General features: G+C 68.2%; 16 protein-coding genes and 3 rRNA genes. 18 read left to right on the top strand and 1 reads right to left on the bottom strand.

From position 1 onward, the window contains the following. Window positions 1-6: 6 nt before the first annotated feature. From RNL97_RS14165 to ilvD, 4 genes are all read left to right on the top strand, one after another. Window positions 7-957 (top strand): Ppx/GppA family phosphatase, encoded by a 951-nt coding sequence (locus RNL97_RS14165; protein WP_030581660.1) that lies wholly within the window; start codon window positions 7-9, stop codon window positions 955-957. A 137-nt stretch (window positions 958-1,094) separates the two neighbouring features. Then, window positions 1,095-1,928 carry a sugar phosphate isomerase/epimerase family protein gene (locus RNL97_RS14160; RefSeq protein WP_030581656.1) on the top strand — a complete coding sequence of 278 codons (834 nt, stop codon included), beginning with the start codon at window positions 1,095-1,097 and terminating at the stop codon, window positions 1,926-1,928. Window positions 1,929-1,950: 22 nt separating this feature from the next. Next, window positions 1,951-2,595 carry a TetR/AcrR family transcriptional regulator gene (locus tag RNL97_RS14155; protein ID WP_030581653.1) on the top strand — a complete coding sequence of 215 codons (645 nt, stop codon included), beginning with the start codon at window positions 1,951-1,953 and terminating at the stop codon, window positions 2,593-2,595. A 170-nt stretch (window positions 2,596-2,765) separates the two neighbouring features. Next, complete coding sequence (gene ilvD / locus RNL97_RS14150; RefSeq protein WP_313750759.1) at window positions 2,766-4,616, top strand: dihydroxy-acid dehydratase; 1,851 nt, start codon at window positions 2,766-2,768, stop codon at window positions 4,614-4,616. A 162-nt stretch (window positions 4,617-4,778) separates the two neighbouring features. Here ilvD and RNL97_RS14145 read toward each other — a convergent pair whose 3' ends face one another. Further along, window positions 4,779-6,932, bottom strand: coding sequence for a protein kinase domain-containing protein (locus RNL97_RS14145; RefSeq protein WP_030581647.1), 2,154 nt, complete (start codon window positions 6,930-6,932; stop codon window positions 4,779-4,781). A gap of 133 nt (window positions 6,933-7,065) precedes the next feature. Between RNL97_RS14145 and RNL97_RS14140 the strand changes: the two genes are divergently transcribed. From RNL97_RS14140 to RNL97_RS14075, 14 genes are all read left to right on the top strand, one after another. Then, entirely contained in the window at window positions 7,066-7,410 is a 345-nt protein-coding gene (locus RNL97_RS14140) for an SH3 domain-containing protein (protein ID WP_030581644.1), read from the top strand. A gap of 44 nt (window positions 7,411-7,454) precedes the next feature. After that, complete coding sequence (locus RNL97_RS14135) at window positions 7,455-7,970, top strand: hypothetical protein (RefSeq protein ID WP_243314271.1); 516 nt, start codon at window positions 7,455-7,457, stop codon at window positions 7,968-7,970. Between the two features lie 121 nt (window positions 7,971-8,091). Beyond that, window positions 8,092-8,964 carry an ABC transporter ATP-binding protein gene (locus RNL97_RS14130; RefSeq protein ID WP_313750758.1) on the top strand — a complete coding sequence of 291 codons (873 nt, stop codon included), beginning with the start codon at window positions 8,092-8,094 and terminating at the stop codon, window positions 8,962-8,964. Beyond that, window positions 8,961-9,683 carry an ABC transporter permease gene (locus RNL97_RS14125; protein ID WP_030581637.1) on the top strand — a complete coding sequence of 241 codons (723 nt, stop codon included), beginning with the start codon at window positions 8,961-8,963 and terminating at the stop codon, window positions 9,681-9,683. Before RNL97_RS14130 ends, RNL97_RS14125 begins: the two co-directional genes overlap by 4 nt. An 84-nt stretch (window positions 9,684-9,767) precedes the next feature. Next, on the top strand, window positions 9,768-10,577 hold the full coding sequence (proC, locus tag RNL97_RS14120) for a pyrroline-5-carboxylate reductase (protein ID WP_030581634.1): 810 nt from the start codon (window positions 9,768-9,770) through the stop codon (window positions 10,575-10,577). Between the two features lie 688 nt (window positions 10,578-11,265). Continuing rightward, window positions 11,266-12,793, top strand: a 16S ribosomal RNA gene (locus RNL97_RS14115). Window positions 12,794-13,096: 303 nt separating this feature from the next. Next, a 23S ribosomal RNA gene (locus RNL97_RS14110) occupies window positions 13,097-16,220 on the top strand. A 78-nt stretch (window positions 16,221-16,298) separates the two neighbouring features. Then, window positions 16,299-16,415: ribosomal RNA gene (gene rrf / locus RNL97_RS14105) — 5S ribosomal RNA — on the top strand. Together the 16S, 23S and 5S rRNA genes form the textbook arrangement of a ribosomal RNA operon. A 71-nt stretch (window positions 16,416-16,486) precedes the next feature. Further along, on the top strand, window positions 16,487-17,131 hold the full coding sequence (locus RNL97_RS14100) for an HAD family hydrolase (protein WP_243314269.1): 645 nt from the start codon (window positions 16,487-16,489) through the stop codon (window positions 17,129-17,131). Between the two features lie 86 nt (window positions 17,132-17,217). Beyond that, window positions 17,218-18,423 carry an MFS transporter gene (locus RNL97_RS14095; protein WP_313750757.1) on the top strand — a complete coding sequence of 402 codons (1,206 nt, stop codon included), beginning with the start codon at window positions 17,218-17,220 and terminating at the stop codon, window positions 18,421-18,423. Then, window positions 18,392-19,561, top strand: a complete 1,170-nt coding sequence (locus tag RNL97_RS14090; protein WP_030593376.1) for an acetoin utilization protein AcuC — start codon at window positions 18,392-18,394, stop codon at window positions 19,559-19,561. Before RNL97_RS14095 ends, RNL97_RS14090 begins: the two co-directional genes overlap by 32 nt. 144 nt (window positions 19,562-19,705) lie before the next feature. Next, window positions 19,706-20,521: a phosphatase gene (locus RNL97_RS14085; protein ID WP_030593379.1), complete on the top strand. Its 816-nt coding sequence runs from the start codon at window positions 19,706-19,708 to the stop codon at window positions 20,519-20,521. 127 nt (window positions 20,522-20,648) lie between these two features. Then, window positions 20,649-20,861 carry a helix-turn-helix domain-containing protein gene (locus RNL97_RS14080; protein ID WP_029182680.1) on the top strand — a complete coding sequence of 71 codons (213 nt, stop codon included), beginning with the start codon at window positions 20,649-20,651 and terminating at the stop codon, window positions 20,859-20,861. A 120-nt stretch (window positions 20,862-20,981) separates the two neighbouring features. Then, window positions 20,982-21,080 (top strand): 30S ribosomal protein bS22, encoded by a 99-nt coding sequence (locus tag RNL97_RS14075; protein WP_003948845.1) that lies wholly within the window; start codon window positions 20,982-20,984, stop codon window positions 21,078-21,080. The last annotated feature ends 82 nt before the right edge of the window (window positions 21,081-21,162 follow it).

The raw sequence follows: 21,162 nt of genomic DNA, 5'->3' as shown, positions 1-21,162 counted from the left end.
TCCCCCATGAGACTCGGAGTCCTCGACGTGGGATCGAACACGGTTCATCTGCTGGTGGTCGACGCCCACCCCGGTGCCCGCCCGCTGCCCGCGCACTCGCACAAGGCCGAACTCCGGCTCGCCGAACTCCTCGACGAGACCGGCGCGATCGGCCCGCTCGGCGTGGACCGGCTCGTGGCGACGATCGCCGACGCGGTCCAGGCGGCCGAGGACAAGGGGTGCGAGGACGTGCTTCCGTTCGCCACCTCCGCGGTGCGCGAGGCGACCAACGCGGACGTGGTGCTGGAGCGCGTACGGCTGGAGACAGGCGTCGACCTCGCCGTTCTCAGCGGTGCGGAGGAGGCCCGGCTGACCTTTCTGGCCGCCCGCCGCTGGTTCGGCTGGTCGGCGGGCAAGCTGCTGGTCCTGGACATCGGCGGCGGCTCGCTGGAGATCGCCTTCGGCATCGACGAGGAGCCGGACACCGCCGTCTCCCTCCCGCTCGGCGCGGGCCGTCTCACCGGCGCCTGGCTGCCGGACGACCCGGCCGACCCCGAGCAGGTCAGGGCGTTGCGCCGGCATGTACGGGCCAGCATCGCGCGGACGGTCGGCGAGTTCGCCCGGGCCGGCCGGCCCGACCACGTCGTCGCCACCTCCAAGACCTTCAAGCAGCTCGCCAGGATCGCCGGGGCCGCCCGCTCCGCCGAGGGCCTGTACGTCCAGCGCTCGCTGAGCCGCAAGGCGCTGGAGGACTGGGTGCCCAAACTGGCGGCGATGACCGTCGAGGAGCGCGGCCGGCTCCCCGGGGTCTCCGAGGGCCGGGCCGCCCAACTGCTCGCCGGGGCGCTGGTGGCCGAGGGGGCGATGGACCTGTTCGGCGTCGAGGAGCTGGAGATCTGCCCCTGGGCCCTGCGCGAGGGCGTCATCCTGCGCCGCCTGGACCACCTCCCGACGGAACGGGCCGCCCTGCCCGGGTGAGGCGAGGTGGGGTGGGGCCGTACGGGACGCGCCGCTTCGGTGACGTACGGTCACGGGCCCATGGTCCTGATCACTTTCGGCCAGGACCCCTCGGAGTGGCGCATCACTGCCCGTACGCTGTCCAGGTGGCAGAACCAGTGGTGCGCATCCCCGATGCGAAGGTCGCCCTGTCGACGGCCTCGGTCTACCCCGAGTCCACGGCGACGGCCTTCGAGATCGCCGCGCGCCTGGGGTACGACGGCGTCGAGGTCATGGTCTGGACCGACCCCGTCAGCCAGGACATCGAGGCCCTGCGCCGGCTCTCCGACTACCACCGGGTGCCGATCCTCGCGGTGCACGCCCCCTGCCTCCTGATCACCCAGCGCGTCTGGTCCACCGACCCCTGGGTCAAGCTCCAGCGGGCGAAGGCCGCCGCCGAGAGGCTCGGCGCCTCCACCGTCGTGGTGCACCCGCCGTTCCGCTGGCAGCGCACCTACGCCCGCGACTTCGTGACCGGGATCTGGCGGATGGCCGACGAGACGGACGTCCGGTTCGCCGTCGAGAACATGTACCCCTGGCGCTACCGGGACCGCGAGATGCTCGCGTACGCCCCCGACTGGGACGTCACCAACGACGACTACCGGCACTTCACGGTCGACCTCTCGCACACCGCGACCGCCCGCACCGAGGCGCTCGCCATGGTGGACCGGATGGGCGACCGGCTCGCCCACGTCCACCTCGCCGACGGCAAGGGCTCGGCCAAGGACGAGCACCTGGTGCCCGGCCGGGGCGACCAGCCGTGCGCCGAGCTGCTGGAGCGCCTGGCTCGCACGGGCTTCGACGGCCATGTCGTCATCGAGGTCAATACCCGGCGCGCGATGTCCTCCGCCGAACGCGAGGCCGATCTCGCGGAGGCGCTGGCCTTCACCCGCCTCCACCTGGCCACCTCCGCCGCCGCCCCCGACCCGTCCCCCAAGATCCGCCGCCCGTGACCGAGGAGCCGGACCTCCGCCCGTGACCGAGGAACCCGAACCGTCCCCCACGACCGACGGCACTCCCGCCCCGCGCCGCCGGGGCCGCCCCTCCCGCAAGGCCGCGTCCGAGGGTCCCGACGCCCGTACGCGCATCCTGGAGGCGGCCCGTACGGAGTTCGCCGAGCGCGGCTACGACAAGACGTCCATCAGGGGCATCGCCAAGGCCGCCGGGGTCGACGCGGCCCTCGTCCACCACTACTTCGGTACGAAGGACGAGGTCTTCGCCGCCGCCGTGGAGGTCACCTTCGAACCCACCCTGGTCCTGCCGGCCGTCCTCGGCGGCGATCCGGACGGCCTGGGGGAGCGGCTGGCGCGCTTCTTCCTCTCCGTGTGGGAGGACCCCGGCACCCGTACGCCCCTGCTGGCGATCCTGCGCTCGGCGGTCACCCACGAGGCGGCCGCGAACGTCCTGCGCGACTTCGTGCTGCGCCGGCTGCTGGAGCGGGTCGCGGCCGAGCTGGACGTACCGGACCCGACCCTCCGGGCCGAGCTGGCCGCCTCGCACATGCTGGGCATCGCGATGCTCCGGTACGTGGTCCGCGCCGAGCCGCTCGCCTCCGCCGACCCGGAGGACATCGTCGCGATGGTGGCGCCCACGCTCCAGAGATACTTGGGCGAGGGCTGAAGCGGCGGGGCGGAGGCCGTGCGCGCGCACCGGCGGGGGTGACCACCCACCGACCACCGCGTCCCGCATTCCGGACGGTCTGTCCAGATCTTGGATCCGGGGCGTACGCTCGAAGACAGCCTTTTCTTCAACTGTCGGAGGCAGGTCCCCTGCCGAAGGAGCGAGCGACGATGCCCCAGCTGAGGTCCCGCACGGTCACCCACGGACGCAACATGGCGGGCGCGCGCGCCCTTATGCGCGCGTCGGGCGTAGCGAGCGCGGACATCGGCAAGCCGATCATCGCCGTCGCCAACTCGTTCACCGAGTTCGTCCCCGGCCACACCCACCTCGCCCCGGTCGGCCGGATCGTCTCCGAGGCGATCCAGGCCGCGGGCGCGGTCCCGCGCGAGTTCAACACCATCGCCGTGGACGACGGCATCGCGATGGGCCACGGCGGCATGCTCTACAGCCTGCCCTCCCGCGACCTGATCGCCGACTCCGTGGAGTACATGGTCGAGGCGCACTGCGCGGACGCCCTGATCTGCATCTCCAACTGCGACAAGATCACCCCGGGCATGCTGAACGCCGCGATGCGCCTCAACATCCCGACCGTCTTCGTCTCCGGCGGCCCGATGGAGGCCGGCAAGGCCACCCTCGTCGACGGGACCGTGCGCAAGCTCGACCTGGTCAACGCGATCAGCGACGCGGTCGACGAGTCCATCTCCGACGAGGACATCCTCCGTATCGAGGAGAACGCCTGCCCCACCTGCGGCAGCTGTTCCGGCATGTTCACCGCCAACTCGATGAACTGCCTGACCGAGGCCCTCGGCCTCTCCCTCCCCGGCAACGGCTCCGTCCTCGCCACCCACACCGCCCGCAAGGCGCTGTACGAGCAGGCCGGCCGCACGATCGTCGAGATCACCAAGCGCTACTACGAGCAGGACGACGCCACCGTCCTGCCGCGCTCCATCGGCACCCGCGCCGCGTTCGACAACGCGATGGCGCTGGACATCGCCATGGGCGGCTCGACCAACACGATCCTGCACCTGCTGGCCGCCGCCCAGGAGGCCGAGCTGGCCTACGACCTCGAAGACATCAACGAGGTCTCGCGCCGTGTCCCGTGCCTCGCCAAGGTCGCCCCCAACGTCGCCCCCGGCGGCACGTACTACATGGAGGACGTCCACCGCGCCGGCGGCATCCCGGCCCTCCTCGGCGAGCTCCACCGCGGCGGCCTGCTCAACGAGGACGTCCACTCGGTGCACTCCGACACCCTCGCCGAGTGGCTGAAGGAATGGGACGTCCGCGGCGGCTCCCCGTCCCCCGAGGCCGTCGAGCTCTGGCACGCCGCCCCCGGCTGCGTCCGCTCCGCGACCGCCTTCTCGCAGTCCGAGCGGTGGGAGACCCTCGACCTGGACGCGGCGGGCGGCTGCATCCGCGACGTCGAGCACGCCTACTCAGAGGACGGCGGCCTCGCCGTCCTCAAGGGCAACCTCGCCGTGGACGGCTGCGTCGTGAAGACGGCAGGCGTCGACGAGTCGATCTGGACCTTCGAGGGCCCCGCCGTCGTCTGCGAATCGCAGGACGAGGCCGTCGACAAGATCCTCCGCAAGGAGATCCAGCCGGGCGACGTCGTCGTCATCCGCTACGAGGGCCCGCGCGGCGGCCCCGGGATGCAGGAGATGCTCTACCCCACCTCCTTCCTCAAGGGCCGGGGCCTGGGCAAGGTCTGCGCCCTGGTCACCGACGGCCGCTTCTCCGGCGGTACGTCGGGTCTCTCCATCGGCCACGCCTCGCCCGAGGCGGCCTCCGGCGGCACCATCGCGCTGGTCGAGGACGGCGACCGGATCCGCATCGACATCCCGAACCGCTCCATCGAGCTGCTGGTCGACGACGCCGAACTGGCCACCCGCCGCGAGGCGCTGAACGGGGTGTACGCCCCGAAGAACCGCGACCGCAAGGTCTCGGCCGCGCTGCGCGCCTACGCGGCGATGGCAACGAGCGCCGACCGGGGAGCGGTCCGCGACATCTCGAAGCTCGGCTGAGTCCCCGCCCGGCGCCCGGGCCGGCTTTCCGGCGCCTCCGCCGACCTTCTCAGCGGAGGCGCCGACGCCTTCCCCGGCTCCGGTCGGGAGAGTCGCGCCCCTCCGGCGATCGAGGAGCGGGGTCCGGGGCAGAGCCCCGGGCGCCAGGCGGCGGACCGGGCCTCACCAGCCGCCCGGGTCCGCCCCGTCGAGCGCGAAGACCGACCCGTCCGGAGCCGTTCCCACCACCGTCCGCCCCGCCGCCACCGGCGCGGGCAGATCCGACGCATACGTCAGCTTCCCCCCGCTCAGCCGAGCCCGGGACTGCCCCACCAGCGCGCCCCGCCCCGTATCGACCGCCAGCAACCGCCCGTCCGCCGCGGAGAAGTACAGGTGCCCGCCCTCCCCGAGCACCGGAGCGGACGCCCGCCCCACCCCGGTCTCCAGCCGCCACAGCTCCGCCTCGGCACCGCCCGCCCCCGTGTCGACGGCCAGCAGCGACCCGCCCCGCCCCAGCAGGTACGCGACATCCCCGGCCACGACCACCTGAGGCCCGTCCAAGGTGAAGGGCAGCGTGATCCGGGCGGCGACGCCGGACGCGGGGGCGTACCGGACCAGCTCGGCCGTGTCCGAGTTCTCGTCCATCGCCGTCAGTACCAGCTCCCCGGCCCCGGCCGTGGAGACCGGGGTCAGCACCCCGTCCAGCCGCCGCTGCCAGGACGCCCGGCCGCTCCCCGCGTCCACCGCCGTGACGAGCGTCGACGCACCCGAGGGCGCGTGCTCGAAGGCGTAGGCGAGCCCGGACCCACCGTCGTACAGCGCGAAGTCCGGCCGCACGTGCCCCGGCAGCGGTTTCCTCCAGCGGGACGCCCCGCTCGCCCCGTCCAGCGCCGTCACCGTCCCGTCGTCCGCGACGGCCAGCAGGGCGCCACCGGCGGGGAACGCCGCCCCGGGCCCCGCGGACAGTGAGGTGTCCCGGACGGCCGTCCCCTTCACCGGGTCGAACGCGCGCAGCTTCCCGTCCGGGCCGCCGGCCAGCACGACCGCGCCCGAGACGATCGGAGCGTGGGCGGTCCCGGTCGCGGAGGACGGGGCCGACCAGACCACGCGCCCGTCCGCCGGGTCGATCCTGACCGTGCCGGTCCCGGCCACCGAGCAGTACAGCGCGCCCCCGGCCCCGGCGCCGGCGCAGACGGGCGTGGCGCTCCCGGTGGTCCGCAGCTCGGTGCGCCAGGGCGCGAGGGCGCCCCCGGCCTTCGGCCCGCCCGCCTCCGCCCCGGGCGGGCTCGCCGCACTACCGCCCCCGCCCCACACCGCGTACGCCCCCGCACCCGCCACCAGCAGAAGCACCGTGGCCGCCACGACCAGCCGGGCCCGCCGCAGCCACCGGCGGCGGACCGGCGGCGCGGCGCGCACATGCGTGTCCTCCTCCGAACCGCCCCGCTCCCCGTCCGGCACCGCCGCGACCACCGCCCGCCGCCGCTGCGCCGGTACGAACGCCTCGGCCTCGTACGACGGGGGCCCCAGCGCCGCCATCACCTCGTCCGGCGTCGGCCGGTCGGCCGGGTCCTTCGCCAGGCACCGGGCGACCAGCGGGGCCAGCTCCGCGGGCACCCCGCCCAGATCCGGCTGGTCGTGGACCACCTGGTACGCCACGATGTACGGGCTGTCCGAGTCGAACGGCCCCCGGCCCGTCGCCGCGTGGACGATCACGGCCCCCAGCGCGAACACGTCGACCGGCGGCCCCACCTCGCGCGGCCGCTGGAACTGCTCGGGGGCCATGTAGGGCGGCGACCCGATCAGCTTGCCGGTCTCGGTGCGCAGATCACTGTCGTACGGCCGCGAGATCCCGAAGTCGATGACCTTGGGGCCCCCGTCGGTCAGCAGCACGTTGCTCGGCTTGAGGTCGCGGTGGATCACGCCCGCCCGGTGGATGTCCCGCAACGCCTCGGCCAGCCCGGCGGTCAGCCTGCGCAGCGCGGCGGGGGCCATCGGACCGTTCCGCTTCACCTGCTCGGCGAGCGTGGGCCCGGGAACGTAGAGGGTGGCCATCCAGGGCCGGGCGGCCTCCGGATCGGCGTCGACGACGGGCGCGGTGAACGCCCCGCTCACCCGCCGCGCGGCCGCCACCTCCTGCCGGAACCGCGCCCTGAACTCGGGATCCGCCGCGTACGGCGCGTGCACGACCTTCACCGCGAGCTGCATCCCCGAGGCCGAGCGCGCCAGATGCACGACGCCCATGCCGCCCGAGCCGAGACAGGCTTCGAGTCGGTAGGCGCCGGCGTACTGCGGAAACTCCGCTTCCGGATGCGCTCCGGACTCTCGCAGCGGCGGCATCGCCCACCCCCGTGTCTTGACGCGCATGCGACGCACGGAGCCTAGTCGATGGTGCGTGCGAGAGGCACGGCGCTTGCTAGCCTGCGCGTCGTACGCGCCGCGCGTACACGATGTCTCAACGGGGGAGGCCCACATGGGCGTTGGAGAGCACACGCAGGAACCGGCGGCGGTCGAGGGAGTGGCGACCGCGGAACTCGCGGCGGCAGGGGAGATCGAGACCACCGCGTCCGGCACCCGCTACCCGATCGCCCCGGGCTACCGGGTCAACGTCCGCACCGGACCGGGCACCGGCTACCGCATCGTCAGGACCCTGCCGTACGGGCAGAAGATCCCGATCTACTGCCAGAAGCCGGGAGAGCAGGTCACCGGCCCCTACGGCACGTCGAACCTCTGGGACAACATCGCCAACGGCCAGTTCGTCGCGGACGCCTACGTCTACACGGGACGTGACGGCTACATCGCACCGCGCTGCGACTGACGGCACCGCCCGGGGGCCGGGGGCGGCGGGGGATAATCGACCCCGTGAGCGAGAACAGCGCAGCCCCCGGCACCCCGCCCGCCACGGCCCCGGGGCCGCAGCCCGAGCCGATCCGTTTCTTCGGCACGACGTGGGTCGACCACGACGGCGGTTACGGGCTCCGCCGGGCCGGCGTCGCCGTCGGCTCCCTGGCCGCCGCCGTGGCCGCCTGCTTCGTCCTGCGCTTCGCCTACGAGGGACTGGAGATCGCGGAGGTCGGAGGGATCGTCGGGGTGCTGGTCATCGCCATGTTCTCGATCTGCAGCGCCATCGCGTTCCGCAAGACCTGGGAGGGCTTCGGCGCCCGACCCGAGGACCCGTCCCGCGAGGACGCCCTGCGCGGCCTCAAGTCCATCGGCTTCATCGGTTCGCTCCTCGCCTACTTCGTCCGCTCGCTCACCGAGGCCCCGGGCGAGAAGCTGCGCCGCACCGAGTACGAGAAGGCCCGCGCCCAGTTCGAGAAGCGCCGCTCGACCCGCACGGGCAACCCGGCGGCCCGCAAGCGCCAGAAGCGCGGCTGAGACCCGAAGCCCCGCATACCGCACGAACGACTCGGCCCGCCGGCATCACGCCCGGCGGGCCGAGTCGTTTCCCTCCCCCTCCTTCTTGACGGGCAGCTCTGCCGGGCAAATAATTCATCGCATGATGAATTACGAACACGGGGCGGTGCCGACCGCCCCCACGACACACCCGTCCCCGGACGCACCCCCGCCACCGACCTCGGCGATCACGGCCCGCGACCTCACCGTCGTCCGAGGCGCCCGCACCGTCCTGCGCGCCCTCGACTTCACCGTCCCCTCCGGCAGCATCACCGGCCTCCTCGGCCCCTCGGGCTGCGGCAAGACCACCCTCATGCGTGCGGTGGTCGGCACCCAGGCCAAGGCCACCGGCGTCCTCGACGTTCTGGGCCGCCCCGCCGGAGACCCGGCCCTGCGCCCCCGCATCGGCTACGTCACCCAGGCGCCCTCCGTCTACACCGACCTCACCGTCCGGCAGAACCTCGACTACTTCGCCGCCGTCCTGCACCCCGGACGCACCCACCGGGACGCCCGCCGCGAGGCCGTCACCCGCGCCATCGACGACGTCGACCTCACGAGCCGCGCCGACGCCCTCGCCGGTGCGCTCTCCGGTGGCCAGCGCAGCCGTGTCTCGCTGGCCGTCGCCCTGCTCGGCACCCCGGACCTCCTGGTCCTGGACGAACCGACCGTCGGGCTCGACCCCGTACTCCGCCGGGACCTCTGGAACCTCTTCCACCGCCTGGCCGACCGCGGCACCACGCTCCTCATCTCGTCCCACGTCATGGACGAGGCCGAACGCTGCCACCGCCTGCTCCTGATGCGCGACGGCCGCATCCTCGCCGAGGACACCCCCGACTCCCTCCGCCACCGCACCGGCACGGCCACCGTCGAGGAAGCGTTCCTCCACCTGGTCGACGCAGACCGGTCCGACGCGCACCGGGCGGACGAGCGCCCCGCCGACGAAGCCGCACCCCTCACCGAGGAGGCACCCCGATGACCGCCACCGCGGGCCGCGTCCTGCGCCAGCTGACCCACGACCCCCGCACGATCGCGCTCCTGGTGATCGTCCCGGTGCTGCTGATCACCCTGCTCCGTTACGTATTCGACGGCGCGCCCGGCACCTTCGACGCGACCGGAGCCTCCCTCCTCGGCATCTTCCCGCTGATCACGATGTTCCTGGTGACCTCGATCGCCACCCTGCGCGAACGCACCACAGGCACCCTGGAACGCCTCCTCGCCCTCCCGCTCGGCAAGGGCGGGCTGATCGCGGGGTACGCCCTCGCGTTCGGCGCGGTCGCGGTCGTCCAGTCGGCACTCGCGACGGCCGTCTCCGTCTGGCTGCTGGGCCTGGACGTCGTCGGCTCCCCCTGGCTGCTGCTCCTGGTCGCCCTGCTCGACGCCCTGCTCGGCACGGCGCTCGGCCTGTTCGTCTCCGCGTTCGCCGCATCCGAGTTCCAGGCGGTCCAGTTCATGCCGGCGGTGATCTTCCCCCAGCTCCTGCTGTGCGGCCTGTTCACCCCGCGCGAGGCGATGCACCCCGTCCTGGAGGCGATCTCCGACGTCCTGCCGATGTCGTACGCCGTCGACGGCATGAACCAGGTCCTCCAGCACCCCGACATCACCGGCGACTTCGTCCGCGACACCGCCGTGGTCGCGGGAAGCGCCCTGCTGGTCCTCTGCCTCGGCGCGATCACCCTCCGCCGCCGTACGCCGTGAGAACCCCGGTGCGAGGATAACGGGCAGCAGCAACAGCCCGGTCCTCAGCACCGCACAGCCCAGCACCGCCCGGAGGGTGAACGCATGACCCAGACAGTCGCAGTCCTCGGCACCGGCAAGATCGGCGAGGCCCTGCTCAGCGGGATGATCCGGGCGGGCTGGCGGCCGGCCGACCTCCTGGTGACCACCCGCCGCGGCGACCGGGCCCAGGAACTGCACACGCGGTACGGGGTCGGGTCCGTCACCAACGCGGAGGCGGCCAAGAACGCCGACATCCTCATCCTCGCGGTCAAGCCGCAGGACATGGGCAAGCTCCTGGACGAACTCGCCCCGCACGTCACCGCCGACCGTCTGGTCATCAGCGCGGCGGCCGGCATCACCACCACGTTCATCGAGGAGCGGCTCACCCCGGACACCCCGGTCGTCCGGGTCATGCCCAACACCCCGGTCCTCGTCGACGAGGGGATGTCCGTCATCTCGGCGGGCAGCCACGCCACCGGCGCGCACCTCGCCACCGCCGAGGAGATCTTCGGGGGCGTAGGCAAGACCCTGCGCGTCCCGGAGTCCCAGCAGGACGCGGCCACCGCCCTCTCCGGCTCCGGCCCCGCCTACTTCTACTTCCTGGTCGAGGCCATGACCGACGCGGGCATCCTGCTCGGCCTGCCCCGCGCCCAGGCCCACGACCTCATCGTCCAGGCCGCCATCGGCGCCGCGGTCATGCTCCGGGACAGCGGCGAACACCCGGTCAAGCTCCGCGAGGCCGTCACCAGCCCGGCCGGCACCACGATCAGCGCGATCCGCGAGCTGGAGAACCACGGGGTGCGGGCGGCCCTCATCGCCGCCCTGGAGGCAGCACGCGACCGCAGCCGCGAACTGGCCTCCGGCAACGGCTGACCCAGCGGTCCGGCCGGGGGTTGACACGCCCCCGGCAGGTCCGTAGTGTGCTCCGAGTTGTCCGACGTGAGCGCCGACCCCGGTCGGTCCCCGGACAGCCTTTCCGCAGTAACCACGAGAAGACACGCGACATCACGTCGTATGCCTTTTCGCGTGCCTGCGCGAAATGAGGAATCCGCGTTCGAAGGAACGCCCCCGATTAGCGTCGGGGCCCAGGACTCCGCTAAAGTCTCACTCGTCGGAACGGCCCAACAGCCGGGAAGACAAGCCCCACTGACTGGGAATCAGGCCCGAAAGGATCTGATAGAGTCGGACTCGCCGGAAAGGGAAAGCGCGAAAGCGGAGAACCTGGAAAGCGAAACTGTACGGCCCGCTTCGACCGGGAATCGGACACGAAAGAGTCTGATAGAGTCGGAAACGCAAGAACGAAGGGAAGCGCCCGGAGGGCCCCGGTGATACGGGACCGAAGGAAGCGTCCGTTCCTTGAGAACTCAACAGCGTGCCAAAAGTCAACGCCAGATATGTTGATACCCCGGCCTGCTTCGGCAGGTTGGTGGTTCCTTTGAAAGTCCTACGGCCACCATGTGGTGGTGGTAGGCGATAACACAGCGAGGACGCTGTGAACAACGGGTCTTATTCCGACCGGTTGTTCCGCTCTCGTGTGTGTGCACCCGATTACGGGTAAACATTCACGGAGAGTTTGATCCTGGCTCAGGACGAACGCTGGCGGCGTGCTTAACACATGCAAGTCGAACGATGAAGCCGCTTCGGTGGTGGATTAGTGGCGAACGGGTGAGTAACACGTGGGCAATCTGCCCTTCACTCTGGGACAAGCCCTGGAAACGGGGTCTAATACCGGATAACACTCTGTCCCGCATGGGACGGGGTTGAAAGCTCCGGCGGTGAAGGATGAGCCCGCGGCCTATCAGCTTGTTGGTGGGGTAATGGCCTACCAAGGCGACGACGGGTAGCCGGCCTGAGAGGGCGACCGGCCACACTGGGACTGAGACACGGCCCAGACTCCTACGGGAGGCAGCAGTGGGGAATATTGCACAATGGGCGAAAGCCTGATGCAGCGACGCCGCGTGAGGGATGACGGCCTTCGGGTTGTAAACCTCTTTCAGCAGGGAAGAAGCGAAAGTGACGGTACCTGCAGAAGAAGCGCCGGCTAACTACGTGCCAGCAGCCGCGGTAATACGTAGGGCGCAAGCGTTGTCCGGAATTATTGGGCGTAAAGAGCTCGTAGGCGGCTTGTCACGTCGGATGTGAAAGCCCGGGGCTTAACCCCGGGTCTGCATTCGATACGGGCTAGCTAGAGTGTGGTAGGGGAGATCGGAATTCCTGGTGTAGCGGTGAAATGCGCAGATATCAGGAGGAACACCGGTGGCGAAGGCGGATCTCTGGGCCATTACTGACGCTGAGGAGCGAAAGCGTGGGGAGCGAACAGGATTAGATACCCTGGTAGTCCACGCCGTAAACGTTGGGAACTAGGTGTTGGCGACATTCCACGTCGTCGGTGCCGCAGCTAACGCATTAAGTTCCCCGCCTGGGGAGTACGGCCGCAAGGCTAAAACTCAAAGGAATTGACGGGGGCCCGCACAAGCAGCGGAGCATGTGGCTTAATTCGACGCAACGCGAAGAACCTTACCAAGGCTTGACATATACCGGAAAGCATCAGAGATGGTGCCCCCCTTGTGGTCGGTATACAGGTGGTGCATGGCTGTCGTCAGCTCGTGTCGTGAGATGTTGGGTTAAGTCCCGCAACGAGCGCAACCCTTGTTCTGTGTTGCCAGCATGCCCTTCGGGGTGATGGGGACTCACAGGAGACTGCCGGGGTCAACTCGGAGGAAGGTGGGGACGACGTCAAGTCATCATGCCCCTTATGTCTTGGGCTGCACACGTGCTACAATGGCCGGTACAATGAGCTGCGATGCCGTGAGGCGGAGCGAATCTCAAAAAGCCGGTCTCAGTTCGGATTGGGGTCTGCAACTCGACCCCATGAAGTCGGAGTTGCTAGTAATCGCAGATCAGCATTGCTGCGGTGAATACGTTCCCGGGCCTTGTACACACCGCCCGTCACGTCACGAAAGTCGGTAACACCCGAAGCCGGTGGCCCAACCCCTTGTGGGAGGGAGCTGTCGAAGGTGGGACTGGCGATTGGGACGAAGTCGTAACAAGGTAGCCGTACCGGAAGGTGCGGCTGGATCACCTCCTTTCTAAGGAGCATTTCTTACCAGGCTTCGGTTTGGTCAGAGGCCAGTACATCGGCGAATGTCCGGTGCTGGTTGCTCATGGGTGGAACGTTGACTATTCGGCACGATGAGCACGGTTTCGTGAGTACTGCTTCGGCGTGGAAAACGGGAACGGGTTGATTGTGTCGGGCACGTTGTTGGGTGTCTGAGGGTGCGGCCGTTATGGTTGTTCCTTCTGATCCGGCCCCAGTGAACTCATCCGTTGCGGGTGGGGTGGTGGGTGGCTGGTCGTTGTTTGAGAACTGCACAGTGGACGCGAGCATCTGTGGCCAAGTTTTTAAGGGCGCACGGTGGATGCCTTGGCACCAGGAACCGATGAAGGACGTGGGAGGCCACGATAGTCCCCGGGGAGCTGTCAACCAAGCTTTGATCCGGGGGTTTCCGAATGGGGAAACCCGGCAGTCGTCATGGGCTGTCACCCGCTGCTGAACACATAGGCAGTGTGGAGGGAACGAGGGGAAGTGAAACATCTCAGTACCCTCAGGAAGAGAAAACAACCGTGATTCCGGGAGTAGTGGCGAGCGAAACTGGATGAGGCCAAACCGTATGCGTGTGATACCCGGCAGGGGTTGCGCATGCGGGGTTGTGGGATCTCTCTTTTACGGTCTGCCGGCTGTGAGACGAGTCAGAAACCGTTGATGTAGGCGAAGGACATGCGAAAGGTCCGGCGTAGAGGGTAAGACCCCCGTAGCTGAAACATCAGCGGCTTGTTTGAGAGACACCCAAGTAGCACGGGGCCCGAGAAATCCCGTGTGAATCTGGCGGGACCACCCGCTAAGCCTAAATATTCCCTGGTGACCGATAGCGGATAGTACCGTGAGGGAATGGTGAAAAGTACCGCGGGAGCGGAGTGAAATAGTACCTGAAACCGTGTGCCTACAAGCCGTGGGAGCGTCGCTGTGTGTGCTTGCACATGCAGTCGTGACTGCGTGCCTTTTGAAGAATGAGCCTGCGAGTTAGCGGTGTGTAGCGAGGTTAACCCGTGTGGGGAAGCCGTAGCGAAAGCGAGTCCGAATAGGGCGTTTGAGTTGCACGCTCTAGACCCGAAGCGGAGTGATCTAGCCATGGGCAGGTTGAAGCGGAGGTAAGACTTCGTGGAGGACCGAACCCACCAGGGTTGAAAACCTGGGGGATGACCTGTGGTTAGGGGTGAAAGGCCAATCAAACTCCGTGATAGCTGGTTCTCCCCGAAATGCATTTAGGTGCAGCGTCGTGTGTTTCTTGCCGGAGGTAGAGCACTGGATAGGCGATGGGCCCTACCGGGTTACTGACCTTAGCCAAACTCCGAATGCCGGTAAGTGAGAGCGCGGCAGTGAGACTGTGGGGGATAAGCTCCATGGTCGAGAGGGAAACAGCCCAGAGCATCGACTAAGGCCCCTAAGCGTACGCTAAGTGGGAAAGGATGTGGAGTCGCAGAGACAACCAGGAGGTTGGCTTAGAAGCAGCCACCCTTGAAAGAGTGCGTAATAGCTCACTGGTCAAGTGATTCCGCGCCGACAATGTAGCGGGGCTCAAGCGTACCGCCGAAGTCGTGTCATTCACACATATAGGGCCAACGCCTGTGTGGATGGGTAGGGGAGCGTCGTGTGCCGGGTGAAGCAGCCGCGGAAGCGAGTTGTGGACGGTTCACGAGTGAGAATGCAGGCATGAGTAGCGATACACACGTGAGAAACGTGTGCGCCGATTGACTAAGGGTTCCTGGGTCAAGCTGATCTGCCCAGGGTAAGTCGGGACCTAAGGCGAGGCCGACAGGCGTAGTCGATGGACAACCGGTTGATATTCCGGTACCCGCTTTGAAACGCCCAGTACTGAATCAGGCGATGCTAAGTCCGTGAAGCCGGCCCGATCTCTTCGGAGTTGAGGGTAGTGGTGGAGCCGATGAACCAGACTTGTAGTAGGTAAGCGATGGGGTGACGCAGGAAGGTAGTCCAGCCCGGGCGGTGGTTGTCCCGGGGTAAGGGTGTAGGACGCACGGTAGGTAAATCCGTCGTGCATGAGTCTGAGACCTGATGCCGAGCCGATTGTGGTGAAGTGGATGATCCTATGCTGTCGAGAAAAGCCTCTAGCGAGTTTCATGGCGGCCCGTACCCTAAACCGACTCAGGTGGTCAGGTAGAGAATACCGAGGCGTTCGGGTGAACTATGGTTAAGGAACTCGGCAAAATGCCCCCGTAACTTCGGGAGAAGGGGGGCCATTCTTGGTGATCCGATTTACTCGGTGAGCTGGGGGTGGCCGCAGAGACCAGCGAGAAGCGACTGTTTACTAAAAACACAGGTCCGTGCGAAGCCGTAAGGCGATGTATACGGACTGACGCCTGCCCGGTGCTGGAACGTTAAGGGGACCGGTTAGCTGCTCTTCGGGGTGGCGAAGCTGAGAACTTAAGCGCCAGTAAACGGCGGTGGTAACTATAACCATCCTAAGGTAGCGAAATTCCTTGTCGGGTAAGTTCCGACCTGCACGAATGGCGTAACGACTTCTCGACTGTCTCAACCATAGGCCCGGTGAAATTGCACTACGAGTAAAGATGCTCGTTTCGCGCAGCAGGACGGAAAGACCCCGGGACCTTTACTATAGTTTGATATTGGTGTTCGGTTCGGCTTGTGTAGGATAGGTGGGAGACTGTGAAGCGGCCACGCCAGTGGTTGTGGAGTCGCCGTTGAAATACCACTCTGGTCGTGCTGGATGTCTAACCTGGGTCCGTGATCCGGATCAGGGACAGTGTCTGATGGGTAGTTTAACTGGGGCGGTTGCCTCCTAAAGAGTAACGGAGGCGCCCAAAGGTTCCCTCAGCCTGGTTGGTAATCAGGTGTTGAGTGTAAGTGCACAAGGGAGCTTGACTGTGAGACCGACGGGTCGAGCAGGGACGAAAGTCGGGACTAGTGATCCGGCAGTGGCTTGTGGAAGCGCTGTCGCTCAACGGATAAAAGGTACCCCGGGGATAACAGGCTGATCTTCCCCAAGAGTCCATATCGACGGGATGGTTTGGCACCTCGATGTCGGCTCGTCGCATCCTGGGGCTGGAGTCGGTCCCAAGGGTTGGGCTGTTCGCCCATTAAAGCGGTACGCGAGCTGGGTTTAGAACGTCGTGAGACAGTTCGGTCCCTATCCGCTGTGCGCGTAGGAATATTGAGAAGGGCTGTCCCTAGTACGAGAGGACCGGGACGGACGAACCTCTGGTGTGCCAGTTGTCCTGCCAAGGGCATGGCTGGTTGGCTACGTTCGGAAAGGATAACCGCTGAAAGCATCTAAGCGGGAAGCCTGCTTCGAGATGAGTATTCCCACCCTCTTGAGGGGTTAAGGCTCCCAGTAGACGACTGGGTTGATAGGCCAGATGTGGAAGCCCGGTAACGGGTGGAGCTGACTGGTACTAATAGGCCGAGGGCTTGTCCTCAGTTGCTCGCGTCCACTGTGTTAGTTCTGAAATAACGAACAGCCGTGTTGTTGCCCGGTGTTCAAATTTTCATAGTGTTTCGGTGGTCATTGCGTTAGGGAAACGCCCGGTTACATTCCGAACCCGGAAGCTAAGCCTTTCAGCGCCGATGGTACTGCAGGGGGGACCCTGTGGGAGAGTAGGACACCGCCGAACAATCTTTGTGGAAAGCCCCGTGCCCTTGTGGCACGGGGCTTTTCTGCGTTCTGAACGTCTAGGGTCGGACCATGCGCTACGAACTGGTCATCTTCGACAACGACGGTGTGCTCGTCGACAGCGAGCCGCTCGCCAACACCGTCCTCTCCGGCTACCTGACCGAACTCGGTCACTTCACCTCGTACGAGGAATCGCTCCGTGACTACATGGGGTCCGCCGTGCACCGCGTCCACGACCTCGTCCTGGAGAGGACCGGGCAGAAGCTGCCCGAAGACTTCGACTCCACGCTCAGCGCCCGTACGTTCGCCGCTTTCCAGCAGGAGCTGGTGGCGGTCGACGGAGCCGAGGAACTGCTCGGGAAGCTCGTCGCGGACGGAGTGGACTACTGCGTCGCCTCCTCCGGGAGTCATGAGCGGATCCGGGTCGGGCACCGCAAGACCGGGATCGACCAGTGGTTCGAGGAGGAGTGGATCTTCAGCTCGGAGGATGTCGGGCGGGGCAAGCCGGCGCCGGACCTGTTCCTGTACGCCGCCGAGCGCATGGGCGTCGCCCCCGGGCGGTGCGTCGTCATCGAGGACAGCCCGCTCGGCGTCGAAGCGGCCCGGGCGGCCGGCATGGACGTGTACGGGTTCACCTCGATGGTGCCCGCCGAACGGCTCGTCGGAGTGACCGGACACTTCTCGGACATGGCCCAGCTGCCCCAACTGCTTGCCTGAAGCCCCTCCTGAGGACATCGCCCCTCCGGAAACTGCTCGGCTGATCCATCTACCCACGGGTAGAGCCTGGCTCTACGCTCGCGGCCATGACTGATGCGGGCTTGCGGCACGGCAGGGCCTCCCTGGGGCTGAGCTTCGGTGTTCAAGGCGTGGCCTTCGCTCTTCTGGTGACGCGTATCCCCGCCATCCAGGACCGGTACGGGATATCCGACGGGCTGCTGCCCGTCTTCCTCGCCGCTGTCCCGATCCTGGCGGGGGCCGGCAGCGTGGCCACCGAGAGGGTGGTCGCGCGGGTGCGGCCGAGCGTCGTCCTGAGATGGGTCCAGCCCCTCGTCCTCCTGGCTCTGCTCGGAGTGGGCGCGGGGCGGGAGATGTGGCACGCCGCCGTCGCCCTCGGGGTGTTCGGGCTGGCCGTCGGGGCGCTCGACGCCTCCATGAACATGCTGGGCGTCAGCCTCCAACGCGCGTACGGACGCAGCATCATGACCGGCTTTCACGCCGTTTACAGTCTCGGCGGGATCGCGGGGGCCTCCCTGGCATGGGCCGGGGCGCGGTGGGAGTTGTCGTTGCTCGCGTCCTACCTGCCCGTCGTCGCCGTGCTGCTGCCCACCGCGCTGATCGGGAGCCGGTGGTACACGGAAGGCAAGGCGCCGGACGGCACGAAGGGCGGTGTCGGGGGCGGTGCCGGCGGGGCGCTCTCGTTCAAGCTGTTGCTGCCGCTCTGCCTCATCATGACCTTTGCCTACATCGGGGACTCGACCGTCTCCAACTGGAGTGCCAAGTACCTCCAGGACGTGCTGGGCGGTTCGGAGCAGCTCGCGACCGTCCCGTACAACGTCTACATGGTGACGACCCTACTGGGGCGGGCTGTGGGGGACCTCGGGGTGCGGCGGTTCGGGGCGGTCGCCGTGGTGCGGGGCGGGAGCCTGCTGGCGGCCGGCGGGTTCGCGGTCGTGGCGGTCGCGCCCGGGGCCCGGGTGGGGATGCTCGGGTTCACGATGCTCGGGTTCGGGCTCTGCGTGATCGTGCCGCAGACCTTCGCCGCCGCCGGGCGGATGTTCCCGGAGAACAGCGATGCGGCCGTGGCCCGGCTGAATATCTTCAACTATGTCGGATTCTTGGTCGGTTCGCCGCTCGTGGGCGCTCTGGGTGATGCGTGGAGCCATCGCGGGGCCATGCTCGTACCGATGGTTCTGGTGCTGGCGACGCTCGTGTATGCCCGCGCGTTCGGGCCGGAGCCCGCCCGATACGGTGGCGGGCATGAGCGGCCGCGCACAGCTGATGTGGGATGACGCAGTTACGGGATACGACTTCGGGGACACCCACCCCATGGACCCGGTCCGACTGGCCCTGACGATGGGGCTGGTGCGGGCGTTCGGGCTCGATACGGCGGTGGATCTGCGGTCGGCGAAGCCGGTGGGGGACTCCACCCTGCGGCTCGTGCACCGGCAGGACTACGTGGCGGCGGTGCGGGCCGCCTCCGTGGATCCGCGGGCCGCTGACCAGAACTACGGGCTCGGGACCGTGGACGATCCGGCGTTCACCGGGATGCACGAGGCATCCGCCTTGATCGCCGGGCTGTCCGTCGGGGCGGCGGAGGCCGTGTGGCGGGGCGAGACCGAGCACGCGGTGAACTTCACCGGAGGACTGCATCACGCCATGCCGGGTTCGGCCGCCGGGTTCTGCGTCTACAACGACCCGGCGCTCGCCATCGCCCGGCTGCTGGAGCTGGGCGCTGAGCGGGTCGCGTACGTCGATGTGGACGTCCACCACGGGGACGGGGTGCAGGCCGCGTTCTGGGAGGACCCGCGCGTCCTGACGATCTCGCTGCACGAGCACCCGAGGACGCTCTTCCCGCAGACCGGGTGGCCGGAGGAGACCGGGGCCGGTGACGGCGAGGGATCCGCGGTGAACGTGGCGCTGCCCGCGGGGACCGGGGACGAGGGGTGGCTGCGGGCCTTCCACGCGGTGGTGCCCGAGCTGCTGGCCGACTTCCGGCCCCAGGTGCTCGTCACCCAGCACGGGGCCGACACCCACTTCGAGGACCCGCTCGCCCACCTCGCGGTGTCGCTGGACGCGCAGCGGGCGGTCATGGAGTCCTGCCACCGGCTGGCCCACGACCACGCCGACGGGCGCTGGGTGGCGCTCGGCGGCGGTGGGTACGCGGTGGTGGACGTGGTGCCCCGGTCGTGGACGCACCTCGTGGGGATCGCGGCGCACGCTCCCGTCGATCCGGAGTCGGTGGTGCCGCCGTCCTGGCGCGATCTCGTCTACGCCCGTACGCGGCAGCTGGGGCCCGGCCGGATGACGGACGGGCGTACGCCGTCGTGGAAGGCGTGGGAGGACGGGTACGACCCGGCGGACCGGCTGGACCAGGCGGTGCTCGCGTCCCGGAAGGCCGCCTTCCCGCTGCGGGGGCTGCTGACCTGAGGTGCGGCGGGCGCTGCCGGTCCGCATGTGCGTACGTACGCGGTCCGGGCGTCGCGCGGGGCATTGTGCCGTGCGTTACGCCAACGGTGGGGCGTAACGGCATTCCGGCCCGTTCCGGCGCTGCCGTACGGCAGCATCCCAGGGGTGTTGAGCACCGGGGCGCTGCGCGCCCATCTGCTGGCGGCCCGGCTGGCCGGGCCCGTGGCCACGTCGCGCGAGACCAGTCTGCGCAGCTACCGGCTGTTCGCCGCCCGGGATCCGCGGGTGATGCTGGGGCTGGCGCCCGAGCGTGCCTGGAGCGAGGGTGAGCTGTTGCGGCTGATGGCGGACCGGTGCGGGGTCTCGGGCGACCCCGCGCATGTGAGCGGCCCCGATGCGATCGATCCGGATCGGACGGTGGCGGCGCTGGACGCGTTCGCCGAGCGGTTGGCGCTGGTGGCCGAGCGGCGGGCTCCGGTGCTGCTGGGGACCGGGCATCCGGACCGGCTGCTCGGTTTCTACGCCGGGCTGGCAGACGCTCTGTCGGCGGCGGGCTGTCCTGTTCTCACCCCCGCGCAGGGGAGATGTGTCGACATAACGACCCGGTTTGGCGTACGTCCGTACCGTCTCGACTACGTACGGGGTGTCGCCCTGGTACGCGAACCCGGGGGGCGGCCCACCGGGGGCGAGACCGGCGCGCACACCCATTCGCCGCTTCCCGTGCGGCTCGCGCTGCAGGACGCGGCGGAGCGGCTCGGGGTGCTGCCCGAGCTGGTGATCGGGGACCACGGCTGGGTCTGCGGTGCAGGTCAGCTGGGGATCGAGGCGATCGGTCCGGCGGACACGGACGACCCGGCGCTGTTCGTGGGGGAGGCGGAGGGGCGGGTGTCCGTGGTCGTTCCGCTCGACGACGGCGTACGGGCGCCGTTCTACCGGCCGTTGACGCGCTATGTGCTCAATCGGGCCTGTCTGTCACAGTAAGCCGTCGATCGCCTCCCCTCTTCCCCACTCGCACCACCCGCCCCTAATCTGGGGAGTGAGCGCACAACGACGAAGAGTCACCGGAGGGGAAGCCGGTGCGCGTCCGGTGCGGAGGGACAGGTGGATCATGGCTGCTGACAACGAGAGGCCTCTCAACGAGGTCAAGTTTCTGACCGTGGCGGAAGTCGCCTCGGTCATGCGAGTGTCGAAGATGACGGTGTACCGCCTGGTGCACAGCGGTCATCTGCCGGCGATCCGGGTGGGCAGGTCCTTCCGGGTGCCGGAGCAAGCGGTTCACGCGTATCTCCGCGAGTCCTTTGTGGGGGTGGAATCAGCCTGAGTCAGCCTCGGGTGGCCCGCGGATTACGTCCCTCGGACAGTGGCGGGTAGGCTAGGCCGACGTAGGTCGTGTGGGCCCAGACGCCCCGCACCAGTGAAGAAGAAGTGAGCGAGGGTAGTCGTGGGCTCTGTTATCAAGAAGCGGCGCAAGCGGATGGCCAAGAAGAAGCACCGCAAGCTGCTCAAGCGCACGCGCGTTCAGCGTCGCAACAAGAAGTAAGCGAACGCAGTTCGTGAGATCCGCAGCCCCTCCGCCGTTCCGGTGGAGGGGCTGCGGTGCGTTACAGGGAACCGTCCACCCG

Source organism: Streptomyces parvus (assembly GCF_032121415.1).
In the GTDB taxonomy this organism is placed as follows: domain Bacteria; phylum Actinomycetota; class Actinomycetes; order Streptomycetales; family Streptomycetaceae; genus Streptomyces; species Streptomyces globisporus_A.
This window is presented reverse-complemented; position numbering and strand designations above follow the sequence as displayed.

What these genes read in the sequence shown, in the direction of transcription:
- RNL97_RS14165 (WP_030581660.1), top strand. Translation starts at nt 7, where the DNA reads ATGAGACTCGGAGTCCTCGACGTGGGATCGAACACGGTTCATCTGCTG.
- ilvD (WP_313750759.1), top strand. Translation starts at nt 2,766, where the DNA reads ATGCCCCAGCTGAGGTCCCGCACGGTCACCCACGGACGCAACATGGCG.
- RNL97_RS14145 (WP_030581647.1), bottom strand. Translation starts at nt 6,932, where the DNA reads ATGCCGCCGCTGCGAGAGTCCGGAGCGCATCCGGAAGCGGAGTTTCCG.
- RNL97_RS14140 (WP_030581644.1), top strand. Translation starts at nt 7,066, where the DNA reads ATGGGCGTTGGAGAGCACACGCAGGAACCGGCGGCGGTCGAGGGAGTG.
- RNL97_RS14130 (WP_313750758.1), top strand. Translation starts at nt 8,092, where the DNA reads ATGATGAATTACGAACACGGGGCGGTGCCGACCGCCCCCACGACACAC.
- RNL97_RS14125 (WP_030581637.1), top strand. Translation starts at nt 8,961, where the DNA reads ATGACCGCCACCGCGGGCCGCGTCCTGCGCCAGCTGACCCACGACCCC.
- proC (WP_030581634.1), top strand. Translation starts at nt 9,768, where the DNA reads ATGACCCAGACAGTCGCAGTCCTCGGCACCGGCAAGATCGGCGAGGCC.
- RNL97_RS14100 (WP_243314269.1), top strand. Translation starts at nt 16,487, where the DNA reads ATGCGCTACGAACTGGTCATCTTCGACAACGACGGTGTGCTCGTCGAC.
- RNL97_RS14095 (WP_313750757.1), top strand. Translation starts at nt 17,218, where the DNA reads ATGACTGATGCGGGCTTGCGGCACGGCAGGGCCTCCCTGGGGCTGAGC.
- RNL97_RS14090 (WP_030593376.1), top strand. Translation starts at nt 18,392, where the DNA reads ATGAGCGGCCGCGCACAGCTGATGTGGGATGACGCAGTTACGGGATAC.
- RNL97_RS14080 (WP_029182680.1), top strand. Translation starts at nt 20,649, where the DNA reads ATGGCTGCTGACAACGAGAGGCCTCTCAACGAGGTCAAGTTTCTGACC.